The 13886-nt window shown below is 72.4% G+C and carries 16 protein-coding genes; 4 read left to right on the top strand and 12 right to left on the bottom strand.

The genetic code is table 11. The features are described 5' to 3' along the window. The first annotated feature begins 16 nt into the window (after positions 1-16). Both ACLQ21_RS05460 and ACLQ21_RS05455 read left to right on the top strand, forming a co-directional pair. Positions 17-982 carry a TIGR03885 family FMN-dependent LLM class oxidoreductase gene (locus ACLQ21_RS05460; protein ID WP_425662236.1) on the top strand — a complete coding sequence of 322 codons (966 nt, stop codon included), beginning with the start codon at positions 17-19 and terminating at the stop codon, positions 980-982. Continuing rightward, complete coding sequence (locus ACLQ21_RS05455; RefSeq protein ID WP_425662235.1) at positions 979-2667, top strand: alpha-amylase family protein; 1689 nt, start codon at positions 979-981, stop codon at positions 2665-2667. Before ACLQ21_RS05460 ends, ACLQ21_RS05455 begins: the two co-directional genes overlap by 4 nt. A gap of 78 nt (positions 2668-2745) precedes the next feature. On the opposite strand, the gene rpsN is transcribed toward ACLQ21_RS05455, so the two are convergent. The 4 genes from rpsN to ACLQ21_RS05435 all read right to left on the bottom strand — a co-directional run bounded on the left by rpsN (position 2746) and on the right by ACLQ21_RS05435 (position 4664). Further along, entirely contained in the window at positions 2746-3051 is a 306-nt protein-coding gene (gene rpsN, locus ACLQ21_RS05450; RefSeq protein WP_425662234.1) for a 30S ribosomal protein S14, read from the bottom strand. Beyond that, on the bottom strand, positions 3051-3221 hold the full coding sequence (gene rpmG / locus ACLQ21_RS05445) for a 50S ribosomal protein L33 (RefSeq protein ID WP_123696729.1): 171 nt from the start codon (positions 3219-3221) through the stop codon (positions 3051-3053). The genes rpsN and rpmG overlap by 1 nt, the downstream gene beginning before the upstream one ends. After that, entirely contained in the window at positions 3221-3457 is a 237-nt protein-coding gene (rpmB, locus tag ACLQ21_RS05440; protein WP_425662414.1) for a 50S ribosomal protein L28, read from the bottom strand. Before rpmB ends, rpmG begins: the two co-directional genes overlap by 1 nt. A gap of 238 nt (positions 3458-3695) precedes the next feature. After that, complete coding sequence (locus ACLQ21_RS05435; protein WP_425662233.1) at positions 3696-4664, bottom strand: hypothetical protein; 969 nt, start codon at positions 4662-4664, stop codon at positions 3696-3698. A gap of 256 nt (positions 4665-4920) precedes the next feature. Between ACLQ21_RS05435 and ACLQ21_RS05430 the strand changes: the two genes are divergently transcribed. Next, entirely contained in the window at positions 4921-5334 is a 414-nt protein-coding gene (locus ACLQ21_RS05430; protein WP_425662232.1) for a hypothetical protein, read from the top strand. On the opposite strand, the gene ACLQ21_RS05425 is transcribed toward ACLQ21_RS05430, so the two are convergent. From ACLQ21_RS05425 to ACLQ21_RS05405, 5 genes are read right to left on the bottom strand one after another with little or no spacing between them, the layout of a single operon-like run. After that, on the bottom strand, positions 5327-5785 hold the full coding sequence (locus ACLQ21_RS05425; RefSeq protein ID WP_425662231.1) for a Fur family transcriptional regulator: 459 nt from the start codon (positions 5783-5785) through the stop codon (positions 5327-5329). The genes ACLQ21_RS05430 and ACLQ21_RS05425 overlap by 8 nt on opposite strands. Next, the gene (locus tag ACLQ21_RS05420; RefSeq protein WP_425662230.1) at positions 5782-6630 is read right to left on the bottom strand and encodes a metal ABC transporter permease; all 849 of its coding nucleotides are present in this window, start codon (positions 6628-6630) and stop codon (positions 5782-5784) included. The genes ACLQ21_RS05425 and ACLQ21_RS05420 overlap by 4 nt, the downstream gene beginning before the upstream one ends. Further along, a complete protein-coding gene (locus ACLQ21_RS05415; protein ID WP_425662229.1) occupies positions 6630-7541 on the bottom strand; it encodes a metal ABC transporter permease in 912 nt (303 codons plus the stop codon). Before ACLQ21_RS05415 ends, ACLQ21_RS05420 begins: the two co-directional genes overlap by 1 nt. Beyond that, entirely contained in the window at positions 7538-8362 is an 825-nt protein-coding gene (locus ACLQ21_RS05410; RefSeq protein WP_425662228.1) for a metal ABC transporter ATP-binding protein, read from the bottom strand. Before ACLQ21_RS05410 ends, ACLQ21_RS05415 begins: the two co-directional genes overlap by 4 nt. Then, complete coding sequence (locus tag ACLQ21_RS05405; RefSeq protein ID WP_425662227.1) at positions 8359-9438, bottom strand: metal ABC transporter substrate-binding protein; 1080 nt, start codon at positions 9436-9438, stop codon at positions 8359-8361. The genes ACLQ21_RS05410 and ACLQ21_RS05405 overlap by 4 nt, the downstream gene beginning before the upstream one ends. 117 nt (positions 9439-9555) lie before the next feature. Here ACLQ21_RS05405 and nadE point away from each other — a divergent pair, with 117 nt between their 5' ends. Further along, positions 9556-10401, top strand: coding sequence for an ammonia-dependent NAD(+) synthetase (gene nadE / locus ACLQ21_RS05400; protein WP_425662226.1), 846 nt, complete (start codon positions 9556-9558; stop codon positions 10399-10401). A gap of 403 nt (positions 10402-10804) precedes the next feature. Here the strand turns inward: nadE and ACLQ21_RS05395 are convergent, their stop codons facing one another. From ACLQ21_RS05395 to ACLQ21_RS05385, 3 genes are read right to left on the bottom strand one after another with little or no spacing between them, the layout of a single operon-like run. Then, positions 10805-11524 (bottom strand): hypothetical protein, encoded by a 720-nt coding sequence (locus ACLQ21_RS05395; protein ID WP_425662225.1) that lies wholly within the window; start codon positions 11522-11524, stop codon positions 10805-10807. A gap of 39 nt (positions 11525-11563) precedes the next feature. Then, a complete protein-coding gene (locus tag ACLQ21_RS05390) occupies positions 11564-12865 on the bottom strand; it encodes a dihydrolipoamide acetyltransferase family protein (RefSeq protein WP_425662224.1) in 1302 nt (433 codons plus the stop codon). A gap of 14 nt (positions 12866-12879) precedes the next feature. Beyond that, positions 12880-13842 (bottom strand): alpha-ketoacid dehydrogenase subunit beta, encoded by a 963-nt coding sequence (locus tag ACLQ21_RS05385; RefSeq protein ID WP_425662413.1) that lies wholly within the window; start codon positions 13840-13842, stop codon positions 12880-12882. Positions 13843-13886 lie beyond the last annotated feature (44 nt).

The raw sequence follows: 13886 nt of genomic DNA, 5'->3' as shown, positions 1-13886 counted from the left end.
CGCTTCCGTTGGGCCCATGTCTGTCATCGGCTTCCACTGCTCGCACGAGCAGATCCCGCCCAGCACGCTCCTCCGCGACGTCATCCACGCGCACGAGGCCGGCTTCCAGGCCGCCATGTGCTCCGACCACCTCGCGCCCTGGCTCGACGCGCAGGGCGAGAGCGGGTTCGCGCTGTCGTGGCTCGGCGCCGCGCTCGCCTCGACGCCGCTCACGTTCGGCGTCGTGCACGCGCCCGGCCAGCGCTACCACCCCGTCGTCTCGGCGCAGGCGATCGCGACGCTCGGCGAGATGTTCCCCGACCGCTTCTGGGCGGCGCTGGGCTCGGGCGAGAACATGAACGAGCACGTCACGGGCGACGCCTGGCCCGACAAGCCGACCCGCGAGCGCAGGCTGCTCGAGAGCGTCGACGTCATCCGCCGGCTGCTGGCCGGCGAGGAGGTGTCGCACGAGGGCACCTTCTCGGTCGACCGCGCCCGCGTCTGGTCGCGGCCGGCGACGCCGCCGAAGCTCATCGGCGCGGCCATCACGCCCGAGTCCGCCGCGCGGCACGCGCAGTGGGCGGATGGGTTCATCACCGTCGCAGGCGACATCGCGGCACTGCGCGACGTCGTGGCGGCCTACCGCGACGCCGGCGGTCGCGGCCCGGTGTCGGCGCAGCTGCACCTCTCGTGGGCGGAAGACGAGTCGGAGGCGCTCGCCATCGCCCGCGACCAGTGGCGCAGCGGCACCGTCTCGCCGCCCGAGGCGTGGGACCTCGCGTTCCCCGACGACTTCGACCGGCGCACGAAGGACGTCTCGGAGGAGGCGATCCGCAAGGCGGTCACCGTCTCGAACGACCTCGCCGTGCACGAGGGGCGCATCGCCGAGATCCTCGGCACCGGGGTCGACGCCGTCTACCTGCACCACGTCGGCCAGGAGCAGACCGCCTTCATCGACGCGTTCGGCGAGCGCGTGCTGCCGGCGCTGCAGGTCGCCTCGTGAGTCCCAGGCCGATCGAGGCCGCCGACAGCTGGTGGCGCAACGCCGTCTTCTACTGCCTCGACGTGCAGGTGTTCCAGGACTCCGACGGCGACGGCATCGGCGACCTGCAGGGGCTGGTCTCGCGCATCCACACCCTCGCCGACCTCGGCGTCACGTGCTTGTGGCTCATGCCGTTCTTCCCCACCGCCGACCGCGACGACGGCTACGACATCACCGACTTCTTCGGCGTCGACCCGCGGCTCGGCACGCTCGGCGACCTCGTGGAGGTCATCCGGGTCGCTCGCTCGCAGGGCATGCGCGTCATCATCGACTTCGTCATGAACCACACCTCGGCGGAGCACCCGTGGTTCCGCTCCTCCCGCTCGTCGCGCGAGTCGCCGCACCGCGACTGGTACGTGTGGCGGGATGAGCCGCCGGCGCAGCAGGACGCGCCCGTCTTCCCCGGCGAGGAGGACTCCACCTGGACGCAGGACGAGCGCACAGGCCAGTGGTACCTGCACCACTTCCGGGCGCACCAGCCCGACCTCAACATCGCGCATCCGCCCGTGCAGGTGCAGATCGAGCGCAACCTCGGCCTCTGGCTCGAGCTCGGCGTCTCGGGCTTCCGCGTCGATGCGGTGCCATTCCTGTTCAGCACCGACCCCGCGCACGGCACCGAGACCACCGGGCGGGCGCCCGACTACCGGGGCGCCGATCACCTGCGGGCCATCCAGCGCTTCGTCTCGCGCCGCAACGGCGAGGCGATGCTGCTCGGCGAGGTCAACCTGCCGCACGAGCAGCAGCTGCAGTGGTTCGAGGCCGAGGGCGAGGCGAGCGGACTGCACCTGCAGTTCGACTTCGTCTCGATGCAGGCGCTGTTCCTGTCGCTCGCCCGCAAGGACGCCCGTCCGCTCGCGAAGGCGCTGCGCGACCGGCCCGAGCTGCCGCCGGCGAGCCAGTGGGCGAACTTCGTGCGCAACCACGACGAGCTCACCCTCGACAAGCTCGCGCCCGACGAGCTCGAGGAGGTCTTCGAGGCGTTCGCGCCGGACGAGGGGATGCGGCTGTACGGCCGCGGGATCCGGCGGCGGCTGCCGACGATGCTCGGCGACGACCGCGCCGTGCGGCTCGTCTACACGCTGATGTTCTCGCTGCCGGGCTGCCCGGTGCTGTTCTACGGCGAGGAGATCGGCATGGGCGAGGAGCTCGAGGTACCCGGCCGCTACGCGGTGCGCACGCCGATGCAGTGGGAGCCGGATGCGAGCGGCGGCTTCTCGGCAGCGCCGCAGCGCAGCTGGACGCGGCCGCCGACGCGCGGCGAGCTCGGCCCGCAACGCGTGAACGTCGCCGACCAGCAGCGGGATCCGACGTCGCTGTGGCGCCACATCCAGCAGCTCACCGACCTCTACCGCGACACCCCCGAGCTCGCGTGGGCGGAGCTCGAGGTCGTCGGCGTGCGGCAGCGGTCGGTGCTCGCGCACGTGTGCCGGGGTGACGACTGGACGATGCTCGCGCTCCACAGCCTCGGCGACGAGCGGACGGCGGTGAAGCTCGAGCTCGCCTCGGAGGAGGGGCCGGTGACGCTCGTCGACCGCTTCGACCAGTCGTCGATCACGGTGGACGGCTCGCTCGAGCTCGAGCTCGAGCCCTACGGCTGGCGCTGGCTGCTCGTCTCCCCGGCGGACGCGACCGTCCGGCGGGTCTAGCCGTCGCCGGAGGCGCATCCGCGCCGGAACGACGAAGCCCCCGACCTCGCGGTCGGGGGCTTCGTGCGAATCAGGTGCTTACCAGCTCGACTTGGTCACGCCGGGCAGCTCGCCCCGGTGCGCCATGTCGCGGAAGCGCACTCGCGAGATGCCGAACGCGCCGACGTGGCCGCGGGGGCGGCCGTCGATCGCGTCGCGCTTGCGCACGCGCACCGGCGAAGCGTTGCGGGGCAGCTTCTGCAGCCCGAGTCGAGCGGCCTCGCGCTCGTCATCGGTGCTCTTGGGGTCGACGAGCGCCTTCTTGAGCGCAGCGCGCTTCTCGGCGTAGCGGGCGACGATGATCTTCCGCTGCTCGTTCTTGGCGATCATGCTCTTCTTGGCCATTATCGCTCCTCTCGGAACTCGACGTGCTGACGCACGATGGGGTCGTACTTCTTCAGCACAAGTCGGTCGGGGTTGTTGCGACGGTTCTTCTTCGTCACGTACGTGTAGCCGGTGCCCGCCGTGGAGCGCAGCTTGATGATCGGACGGACGTCCTGGGACTTCTTCGCCATCAGAGCTTCACCCCCCGAGCCTGCATGTCACGGACGACGGCCTCGATGCCACGGGCGTCGATGACCTTCATGCCCTTGGCCGAGACGTTCAGCGTGATGTTGCGACGCAGCGACGGGACGAAATAGGTCTTGCGCTGCACGTTCGGGTCGAAGCGTCGCTTCGTGCGCCTGTGCGAGTGCGAGATGTTGTGTCCGAAGCCGGGAATGGCTCCGGTCACCTGGCATACGGCTGCCATTGGTGCCTCCATGTGGTTACCGTGGGCCGGAGCCCACCCAAGATCACTTGCCTGCGCACGCTGAACCCGATCCTTGCGGGGTTGGGAGGCACGTGCGCTGCGCGGTCGAGACCGCACCAACGAGCAATCCTACGCCATGCGGATGCCTAGCGGCAATACCGAGTCCACCCGCTGGTTGAGCCGGTCCGCGCGCGCAGCGCGCTGAGCGCGTCGAAACCATCGAGGTCAGCGCGGCCCGTCAGCGGCTCGGCGGGAACGCAGGCTGGCCGTCGGGGCCCATGGGCAGCGGTGTGCCGTCGGCGTACGTCGGCCAGGGCAGCAGCCCACCCGTCGGCGGCGCAGGCGGCGGCTGCATGGGATGGCGCTGCATCGACTGTGGGGGCATCGACTGCGGCGGCACCGACTGCGGCGGCACCGACTGCGGGGGCATCGACTGCTGCGGCCACGGCTGCTGGCCCGGCCACGGCCCCGCCGCTGCGGTCGCGACGGGGCGCACGTGCTCGCCGCGAGCCTCCGCCTCCTGCCAGTCGATGTTGCGGCGGTTCCAGTAGAGGAGCACCGTGATCGAGGCGGCGAGGGCCGTCACCACGATCGCGGCGACCGTCGCGCGCCAGTACCACTCCCCCACGTCGAAGCCGAAGGCGTCGATCGCGAAGTGGAGCGTGAGCAGCACACCCACGAGCCCGAGGAGGCTCGCGGCGACGAGCCCGATGACCCGAGCCATGGATGCGCGCCCGCGGTCGCCGAGCCGGATGAGGCCCCACGCGCCCGCGGCGGCCGCGCGCACGACGAGGATCGTCAGCAGCACGACGCCGAACAGCTCGGCGAACAGGAAGTCGTCCTCCCACGGCTCCCGCCCGCCGCCGGCACCGCTCATCCAGATGGCGATCATGAGCACGGCGAGCAGGTAGACGTTCGCGGCGACCCCGATGACGAGCGGTGTCGCGGAGCGGCGAGCGAGCACGAGGTCGAGCGCGAGCAGTGCGGTGAAGGCCAGGAAGACCACGACGGTCCAGACGACGCGCGCGGCCTGGCTCTCGAAGTCGCCGACGAAGATCAGCACCACCGTGATGATCGTGACGATCGCGAGCAGGCAGATGCCGACGAAGAGCACCGGCTGGATCCCGAGGATGCGCCGGGGTCGAGCGCTGGCGGCTGGCACGCTCGCGGGCTGCTGCTCGCTGTAGGCGCTCGGCTGGTTCGTCACGGTGGCCTCCTGAGGTCGTTGCGACATCATCACAGGGTTGCCTGGGTCGCGCCCGCGCGCGAGCCGCGCCTGGGGACGCGTCCGTGCCGACGCGCTGTCACATGCGCCGAGATCGGCAGCCGCTGTCGAGCCTGCGGCGGAGTACCGTGCCGAGCACAGGTCGCTGCAGGAGGGATGCATCATGGCACGAGCCGAGCGTGGCGTCTCCCTGGCTCCGCCGCCTCCGCCCGCTGTACTGCGGGCGATGAACGTCGTCATGAGGCCCCTGCTGGCGTCGCCGTTGGGTCGCCGTCTCCCCGGCGTCATGCTCTTGGCCTTCCAGGGCAGGCGCACCGGTCGCCGGATCACCGTGCCCGTCAACTTCTTGCTCGTCGATGGCGCTCCGGTGGCGATGACGGGCGCCGCTTGGCGCTACAACTTCGAGGGCGGTGCACCCGTCACCGTCACCTACCGGGCCAGAGCGTTCCGCACCCGGGGGACGCTCGTGCCGATGACGCCGGGCGAGATGGGCGAAGCCGTCCGCAAGGCGCTCGACGCAGGCGGGTCTGCGCAGCGCATGGGCATCAGGACTGCGCCCGGCCATCACCCGACGGCGGGCGAGCTCGCCGCACTCGGCCCCGACCTCGGCACATCGGTGATCAGGCTCGACTTCGACCCCTCGGTCAGCTGAGCGGGCGCGAGTCCCTCTCAGGGGCCGCGACCTGCGCGGCGCACTCGCCGCAGAGGCCGAAGATGTCGACGACGTGCTCGGGCTCGACGAAGCCGTGCGCCGCAGCGACCTGCCCGGCCCACCGCTCCACCGCGGCCGCCTCGAGCTCGACGGTGCGACCGCACCGGCGGCAGATGAGGTGATGGTGGTGCGTCGGGGTGCAGGCGCGGTAGAGCGACTCGCCACCGGACTGGAGCGCATCCGCCTCGCCGTCCTCCGCGAGCGCCGCGAGCGCCCGGTAGACGGTGGCGAGCCCCACGGTCGAGCCCGACTGCCGCATCGACTGGTGCAGCGCTTGCGCCGAGACGAACTCCTCGCTCGCGGCGAGCGCCTCGCGCACGGCCTCGCGCTGCTTCGTCGTGCGGCGCGGGGCCGCGTCGGCGGCGTCGGTGGTGGGGTCTGCGTGGGTCATGGTGTCCTCGCCTCGATCGTCCCACGAACCGGCGCGGACCGCCCGGTCGCCTGCCGCGTCCGCCGGCCGCCGACGGCCCAGGCGGCGGCGTACAGCAGCGCCGCGACGAGCGCGATCGCCCCGCCCGCCGCGATGTCGAACCAGCGGGAGGCGAGCAGTCCCGCGACGCCCGACGCGATGCCCATCACGGGCGCGAGCACGAGCATCCACCGCCAGTCGCGCACGACGAGCCGGGCCGCCGCCGCGGGCGCGACGATGAGCGCGACGCCGAGGATCGCGCCGACGACGGGCATGATCGCGACGACGGTCGCGGCGATGAGCCCGAGGGACACGGCCTCGGGCACCCACGGCCGCAGGCCCGCTCGCCGGTAGCCGGCCTCGTCGGCGCTCGAGAAGACCAGGTGCGGTCCGGCGATCGCCCACACGGCCACGGCGACCGCGAGGAGCACCCCGGTGAGCGCGATGTCGGCACCGGTGACGGCCAGCACCTGCCCGATCAGGAACGACTCGACGTCGATCGCGAGCGGCGCGAGCGACTGCAGCAGCGCGCCGAGCGCGAAGCCCGCGGTGAGCATGACGCCGGATGCGACGGCCGGACCCTGGGAGCGGATGCGCCCGATGCCGACCGCGACGGCGATGAGCGCGACGGCGGCGACCGCCGCGCCGAGCGGCACGGAACCGCCGAGCATGGCGGCCGCGACGGCCCCGGGGAACGTCGCGTGCGTGAGCGACATCGTGAAGAAGGCCCGCTCGCGCAGCACGACGAGCACGCCCACGAGACTCGCGAGCGCACCGGCGAGCACCACCTCGAGCATCGCGAGGCCGAAGAAGTCGAGCTGCGGCATCAGCGCGCCCCCGCCGTCGCGATCGCGGCCGAGCCCTGCGAGCGGCCGCGCAGCCCCCGGGCGCGCACCGAACCGGCCGCCAGGGCGAGCAGGTAGCCACCGATCATCGTGAGCGCGACGGTCGCGCCGGGCGCAGCGTCGACGCCGAGCTGGGCCAGCTGCACGACGAGCCACAGCCCGAGCCATCCGGTGACGGCGCCGAACATGATCGCGACCACGACCGCCGTGCGCAGCGAGCGCGTCACCGCGCGCGCCGCGGCGGCGGGCACGATGACGACGGCGAGCGCGAGCAGGGTGCCGACCGAGGCGGAGGCGGCGACCACCACGAGCGCGACCGCGACCGTGCCGACGGTCTCGAGCGCGAGCACCGGCAGCCCGGCGCGACGCGCCCCGGCGGCGTCGAACGCCGCGAACAGCTGCTGGCCCGCGGTCGCGACGACGAGCGCGACGCCGATCGCGATGAGCACGAGCGCGACTCGCAGGTCGCCCCAGGTGATGGTGAGGAGCCTTCCGAAGAAGAAGTCGGAGAGGCTGCCTGCGACGCCCTGCGAGGCGGAGACGAGCACGACGCCGAGCGAGAAGAAGCTCGTGAGCACGATCGCGACCGCCGTGTCGCGCGGCTGGCCGCGGCGCGAGATGAGGGCGAGCACCACTGCGGCGACGAGCGCTGCGCCGATGGCCCCGGGCAGCAGGCCCGCGGCCCCGCCGAGCGCCGCACCGATCGCGAGGCCGGGGAAGACGGCGTGCGTGAGGCCGTCGGCGGAGAACTCGAGCCGGCGCAGGTGCACGAGCACGCCGACCGTGCCTGCTGCCACGGCGAGCGCGATGAGCAGCAGCAGCGGCCGGGCCAGGAAGGGCGCCGCGAACGGCGTGAACGGGTCGAGCAGCGCCGCGATCGCGGGCTGGCTCATCGGGCGTCGCGCGGCTCGCGGGCGCCGTCGGCCTGCAGCAGGTGCTGGTGGCGGTCGGCGTGGTCGGCCTCGTGATGCTCGGTGGTGGCGAGCGTGTGCCCGTCGATCTCCATCACGTGCGACGCGAACGCGGCCTCGACGCGCTCGAGCGTCAGGACGCATCCGGTGTCGTCGAAGGCGATCTGCCGCTGGTTGACGAGCAGCGTGCGGTCGCAGACGGCACGCGCGAGGTCGAGGTCGTGGGTCGTGATGATGAGCGCGACGCCGCGCGCCTTGAGCGCGGCGATCGTGTCGAGCAGCGCGTCGCGCGAGCCCTGGTCGAGCCCATTGAAGGGCTCGTCGAGCAGCAGCAGCCGCGGCTCGCTCGCGAGCGCCCGCGCGAGCAGGCCGCGCTGCCGCTGCCCGCCCGACAGGTCGCCGAAGCGCGTGCGCCGCTGCTCGGTGAGGCCGACGGTCGCGATGGCGTCGGCGACGATGCGCCGGTCGCGGCCGCCGGGCCAGCGCAGCCCGAGCCGCGGCGTGCGGCCCATCGCGACGACCTGCTCGAGCGTCACGGGGAAGGCGGGGTCGATCTCGCTCGACTGCGGCAGGGAGCCGATCTCGCCGCGGCCGGTCGGCACCCGGAAGATGCGAGCGTCGTGCTGCGCGAGTCCGAGCAGTCCGGCGAGCAGCGTCGACTTCCCCGCCCCGTTCGGGCCGATGAGCGCGACCGCCTCACCCGCCTGCACCTCGAAGCTCACGTCGCTGAGCACCGGCGGGCCGCCGTAGTCGAAGGCGGCGTCGGCGATCTCGACGACGGTGCCGGTGCTCGCTGGGTTCACGACAGCGATTCTGGCACCGGCAGCGGCTCGCCGCCCCACGCGCTCACCATCGCGGTGGTGTTGTGGATCTGCGAGCCGATGTAGCTGCCGGTCGGGGTGCCCTCGCGGCCGAGCGCGTCCGCGGCGAGCGCGTCCTCGCCCTGGCGCAGCTCGACGCCGGCCTCGCGGGCGATGGTCGCGGCCAGCTGCGGGTCGATCGCGTTCTCGCTGAAGACGACGGGCGCTCCGCTCTCGCGGATCTCGGCGACGAGCTCGTCGATGTGCGCCGCGCTCGCATCGGCGCTGTCGTCGAGGCTCGGCAGCACCGTGCCCACCACCTGCACGTCGAACGCGCGCTCGAGGTAGCCGAAGGTGTCGTGCGTCGTGACGACGAGGCGCTCCTCGACCGGCACCTGCTCGATCGACGCGCGCATCCATTCCTGCAGGGCGCGCAGCTGCGCGAGGTAGGCATCGGCGGATGCGTCGATGTCGGCATCCGGGTCGGCCGCCACCACGGCGTCGCGCACGGCCTCGGCCTGCAGGATGGCGTTCGCCGGGTCGGTCCAGACGTGCGGGTCGAAGGCGCCGTGGTCGTGGCCCTCGTGGCCCTCCTCGGCGTGGCCATCCGCCTCGTCGGTGTGGGCCGCGTGCTCCTCGGCCGTCTCGCCCTCGTGCGCCGCGTCGTCTCCGGGGTGACCCTCGTGGTCGTGGCCCTCGTGCGGGTCGTCCTCGGCGGCGATGAGGTCGAGCCCCTCGGAGGTGTCGACGAGTGTGCCGGCGAAGCCCGCGGCCTCGACGGTGCCGTCGAGCCACGACTCGAGGCCGGCTCCGCTGATCACGAGCAGGTCTGCCGAGGCGAGGGCCGTGAGCGCGGAGGGACCGGGGTCGAAGGCGTGCGCGGAGCTGCCGGGCTCGAGCAGGCTCGTGACGGTGGCCGCGTCGCCGACGACGCCGCGCGTGATGTCGGCGAGCTGCGTCGTCGTGGCGACGATCTCGAGCCGGTCGTCGGTCGCGTCGGCACCCGTCGCCGTGCTCGCGCATCCGGTCAGGGCCAGGGACATCGCGCCGATCGCGCCGATCGTCCGGAGGTTCCGCATGTGATTCCTTGTCCAGCACCGCGCTCTGCCGTGCGGTGCAACGGTACGCGCTGTTGAGAACGATTGTCAATGTCGGCTCGCACACGGCTGTGAGGCGCCGGGGCTAGGCTTCCCGCCATGGATCGCTCCTCACGCACCTCGCAGTCCGACATCATCGCCGCCCTGGGCGCGCAGCCCTCGATCGACCCGGCGGCGGAGCTCGAGCGCCGCATCGCCTTCCTCGTCGACTATCTCGAGGCCACCGGCGCGAAGGGCTACGTGCTCGGCATCTCCGGCGGGCAGGACTCGACGCTCGCCGGACGCATGGCGCAGCTCGCGGTCGAGCGCCGTCGCGCCGCTGGGCACGAGGCCTCGTTCGTCGGCGTGCGACTGCCCTACGGCGTGCAGCACGACGAGCAGGACGCGCAGCTCGCGCTCAGCTTCTGCAGCGCCGATCGCGAGGTCGTCGTCGACGTGAAGCCGGGCGTCGACGCGCTCGAGCGCGAGGTCGAGGCGGCGATCGGCGAGGTCGTCGACTACCACAAGGGCAACGTCAAGGCACGGGCGCGGATGGTCGTGCAGTACGCGATCGCGGGGCAGCTGGGCATGCTCGTGCTCGGCACCGACCACGCCGCCGAGGGCGTCACCGGCTTCTACACGAAGTACGGCGATGGCGGCGCGGACGTGCTGCCGCTCGCGGGGCTCACGAAGAGCCAGGGCAAGGAGCTGCTGCGGGAGCTCGATGCGCCCGAGCGCCTGTGGCAGAAGGAGCCGACGGCCGACCTGCTCGACGGCAAGCCGGGGCAGGCGGACGAGCACGAGCTCGGCGTCAGCTACGAGGAGATCGACGCGTTCCTGCGGGGCGAGGAGGTGCCCGCCGATGTGGCTGAGGACATCACCACGAAGTACGAGCGCACCGAGCACAAGCGGCGGATGCCGGTGACGCCCGACGACGAGTGGTGGCGCTCCTCGTCCGTCGAGTAGCACGGCGAAGCCGCGCGTATCGAGACGACGCCGGCTCGACGAGAGCAGCCCGATCTCGATACGCGGCCGGGCTGGCGCCCGGCAGCTACTCGATCAGCGGGAGGGGCGGGCCAGGCTCGCGCCGGGCAACTACTCGATCCTCGGGTGCGGCGGCTCGTCGCCAGCACGGCGGCGGCGCCCCTCCCCCGCTCGTCGAGTAGCACGGCGAAGCCGCGCGTATCGAGACGAGATCCGCCGGCCGGGGTAGCCCGATCTCGATACGCGGCCGGGCTGGCGCCCGGCAGCTACTCGATCCACGGAAGGGGCAGGCCGGGCTGGCGCCCGGCAGCTACTCGATCAACGAAACGCGCACGCCGGGCTGCCGCCCGGCAGCTACTCGATCAGCGAAAAATGCACCCTGCCGTCACTCACCGACGGCGCAGCACTGCTCCTCGGTGATCTCGACGACATCGCCGTGCGCGGCGAGCGCGGCGAACCGGGGATCCTCGGGATCCGTCACGCCAGCCGTGATCACGCCGCGCTCGAGGTCGAAGCCGAGGGCCACCAGCATCGGCCCCTCCTCGGGATTGCCCTCCATGAGCGCCCACGCGTCCGTGTAGGCCGCGCACTGCTCGGAGAACGCCCGACCCTCGGGCGCCACGACCTCCACCGATCCGAGCGCCGCCGGCACGTCGACGTCGATCCCTGTCAGCGCGGAGAAGGCGGCGGCGAGCGTCTCGTCGGTGATCTCCTCGCCTGCCGCGGGCACGACCGTGAGCCACGGAACCGTCGCGTCGAACGTGAGGCGGGCGACGCGCTCCGGGACCGCGCTCAGCAGTGACCGCCTCACGTCGGCCACCGCGGCTCGCAGATGGTCGAGCGGCGCTGGCGAGCCGCGACCGAGGAAGAAGCTGCCCGCCGGCTCGACCGAGCGGTCGAGGCAGAGGTCGAGCTGCTCCGGGGTGAGCGTCGTGCCATCCGTGCTCGGCGCGACGATGGGTGCTGTCGAGGCAGGCGCGGGCTCCGAGCCGGGAATGGCGCCCGATGTGGGCGCGGGGCCCTCGTCGCCCGCACACGCGCTGAGCGCCGCGATGATGCAGAGCGCCATGGCAGCACGCACGATCGAACGGGGCCGCGAGCGCATGCGCCCATCCTCCGCGCCTGCGACCGTGCGCGCCATCCCTCAGTCGAGGAGCAGCGCTGGCTCCTCCAGGATCGAGGCCACGTCGGCCACGAAGCGGCTGATGACGTCGCCGTCGATCGCGCGGTGATCGAACGAGCCGCCAACGGTCGTCACCCAGCGCGGCCGCACCTCGCCGTCGACGACCCAGGGCTTCTGCCGGATCGTGCCGAGCGCGATGATGCCCGTCTCGCCCGGGTTGAGGATCGGCGTGCCGGTGTCCATGCCGAAGACGCCGATGTTCGTGATGGTGAAGGTGCCGTGCTGCATGTCGCCGGGCTGTGTCCGGCCCTCACGTGCGGTGGTCGTGAGCTGCTGCAGCGCCTTCGCGAGCTCCAGCAGCGACATGCTCTGCGCGTCCTTGACGTTCGGCACGAGCAAGCCGCGCGGGGTGGCCGCGGCGATGCCGAGGTTGACGTAGTGGTGCACGACGAGCTCGTCGCCCGTAAAGGTGGAGTTCACCTGCGGCGACCTGCGGATCGCCCACAGGATGGCCTTCGCCATGATGAGCAGCGGCGAGACCTTCACCTCGGCGAAGTCGGCCGACCCCTTCAGTCGCTGGACGAACTCCATCGTCCGCGTCGCATCCACGTCGGTGAACACCGACACGTGCGGGGCCGTGAACGCGGAGTCGACCATGCCCTGCGCGATCACCTTGCGCACGCCCTTGACCGGGATGCGCTCCTCGCGGCCGCCCGACCACTCGGGCGCCTCGAGGTTGCGGAACACGCTCGCCTGCTTGGCCGACTGCACGACGTCGTCGCGCGTCACCTCGCCGGCGAGGCCGCTGCCCGACACGAGCGACAGGTCGACGCCCAGGTCCTTCGCGAGCTTGCGGATCGGTGGCTTCGCGATCACCGGAGACGCGGATGCCGCGGGCACCGACGCCGGAGGGTTCGGCCGGCCGCCGCTCGCACGCGCCGGCGCGGGCACGTCGCGCACGGTGTGGGGCTTGCGGCGTCGCGTCTCCGCACCGCCGCGCACGCCGTAGCCGACCAGCACGGCGCCGCCGTCCTCGTCGCGGTCGACGGTCTGCTGCGTGTCGAGCGTCGTCTCGACCGCGTCGGCGTCGCCGCCGGAGACGCGGATGATGGGGGTGCCGACCTCGACGGTCTGCCCCTCCTCGACGAGCAGCGCCTCGACGGTGCCGTCGAAGGGGCTCGGCAGCTCGACGAGCGACTTGGCCGTCTCGACCTCGAGCAGCACGTCGTTGACGTGCACCGTGTCGCCCGGCCGCACCCGCCAGGTCACGATCTCGGCCTCGGTGAGCCCCTCGCCCGGGTCGGGCAGCCTGAACTCCTGCATGGTGCGTCCTTGTCTCAGTAGGCCAGCGAGCGATCGACCGCATCGAGCACGCGGTCGGCGTCGGGCAGGTAGATGTCCTCGAGCTGCGCCGGCGGGAAGGGTGTGTCGAAGCCCGAGACCCGCAGCACCGGTGCCTCGAGCGAGTAGAAGGCGCGCTCGGCGATCGTCGCAGCGACCTCGGAGCCGACCGACACGTGACCCGGCGCCTCCTGCGCGACGATGACGCGACCGGTGCGCTGCGCCGACTCCACGAGCGGCGCCCAGTCGATCGGGGACAGCGAGCGCAGGTCGATGACCTCGCACGAGGTGCCCTCGCCCTCGGCGATGTGCGCCGCCTGCAGCAGCACGTGCACCATCGCGCCGTGGCCGATGAGCGTCACGTCGCTGCCGGGCTTCGCGACGACCGCCTGGTGCAGCGCGGCCGCCGGTGCCGGCAGCACCTCACCCTTCGACCAGTACTTCGACTTCGGCTCGAGGAAGATCACCGGGTCGTCGCTCTCGATGGCCTGCCGCAGCATCCAGTGCGCGTCGTTCGCGGTCGACGGGCTCACGACCCGGAGGCCGGACGTGTGGGCGAAGTACGCCTCGGGGCTCTCCTGATGGTGCTCGACGGCGCCGATGTGGCCGCCGTAGGGGATGCGGATCACGACGGGCATCGACAGGCGCCCGCGGTGGCGGGCGGTCATCTTCGCGAGCTGCGAGACGATCTGGTCGAAGCCGGGATAGACGAAGCCGTCGAACTGGATCTCGATCACCGGCCGGTAGCCGCGCATGGCGAGCCCGATGGCGGTGCCGATGATGCCGGCCTCGGCGAGCGGGGTGTCGAGCACGCGGTCGTCGCCGAACTCGGCGTGCAGGCCGTCGGTGATGCGGAAGACGCCGCCGAGCGGGCCGATGTCCTCGCCCATCAGCAGCACCTTGTCGTCGGCCCGCATGGCCTCGCGCAGCGCCGAGTTCAGCGCCTTCGCGATGGGCATGGTGACGGATGCGGCCGGTTGCGACGGCTGCACCGGCTGCACCG

It is taken from the genome of Agrococcus sp. DT81.2 (assembly GCF_049844935.1).
Lineage (GTDB): Bacteria > Actinomycetota > Actinomycetes > Actinomycetales > Microbacteriaceae > Agrococcus.
This window is presented reverse-complemented; position numbering and strand designations above follow the sequence as displayed.

Coding starts and splice junctions, on each gene's coding strand:
- ACLQ21_RS05460 (WP_425662236.1), top strand. CDS start 17: ATGTCTGTCATCGGCTTCCACTGCTCGCACGAGCAGATCCCGCCCAGC.
- rpsN (WP_425662234.1), bottom strand. CDS start 3,051: ATGGCCAAGAAGAGCATGATCGCCAAGAACGAGCAGCGGAAGATCATC.
- rpmG (WP_123696729.1), bottom strand. CDS start 3,221: ATGGCGAAGAAGTCCCAGGACGTCCGTCCGATCATCAAGCTGCGCTCC.
- rpmB (WP_425662414.1), bottom strand. CDS start 3,457: ATGGCAGCCGTATGCCAGGTGACCGGAGCCATTCCCGGCTTCGGACAC.
- ACLQ21_RS05430 (WP_425662232.1), top strand. CDS start 4,921: ATGAGGCCCCTGCTGGCGTCGCCGTTGGGTCGCCGTCTCCCCGGCGTC.
- ACLQ21_RS05425 (WP_425662231.1), bottom strand. CDS start 5,785: ATGACCCACGCAGACCCCACCACCGACGCCGCCGACGCGGCCCCGCGC.
- ACLQ21_RS05420 (WP_425662230.1), bottom strand. CDS start 6,630: ATGCCGCAGCTCGACTTCTTCGGCCTCGCGATGCTCGAGGTGGTGCTC.
- ACLQ21_RS05415 (WP_425662229.1), bottom strand. CDS start 7,541: ATGAGCCAGCCCGCGATCGCGGCGCTGCTCGACCCGTTCACGCCGTTC.
- ACLQ21_RS05405 (WP_425662227.1), bottom strand. CDS start 9,438: ATGCGGAACCTCCGGACGATCGGCGCGATCGGCGCGATGTCCCTGGCC.
- nadE (WP_425662226.1), top strand. CDS start 9,556: ATGGATCGCTCCTCACGCACCTCGCAGTCCGACATCATCGCCGCCCTG.
- ACLQ21_RS05395 (WP_425662225.1), bottom strand. CDS start 11,524: ATGCGCTCGCGGCCCCGTTCGATCGTGCGTGCTGCCATGGCGCTCTGC.
- ACLQ21_RS05390 (WP_425662224.1), bottom strand. CDS start 12,865: ATGCAGGAGTTCAGGCTGCCCGACCCGGGCGAGGGGCTCACCGAGGCC.
- ACLQ21_RS05385 (WP_425662413.1), bottom strand. CDS start 13,842: ATGCCCATCGCGAAGGCGCTGAACTCGGCGCTGCGCGAGGCCATGCGG.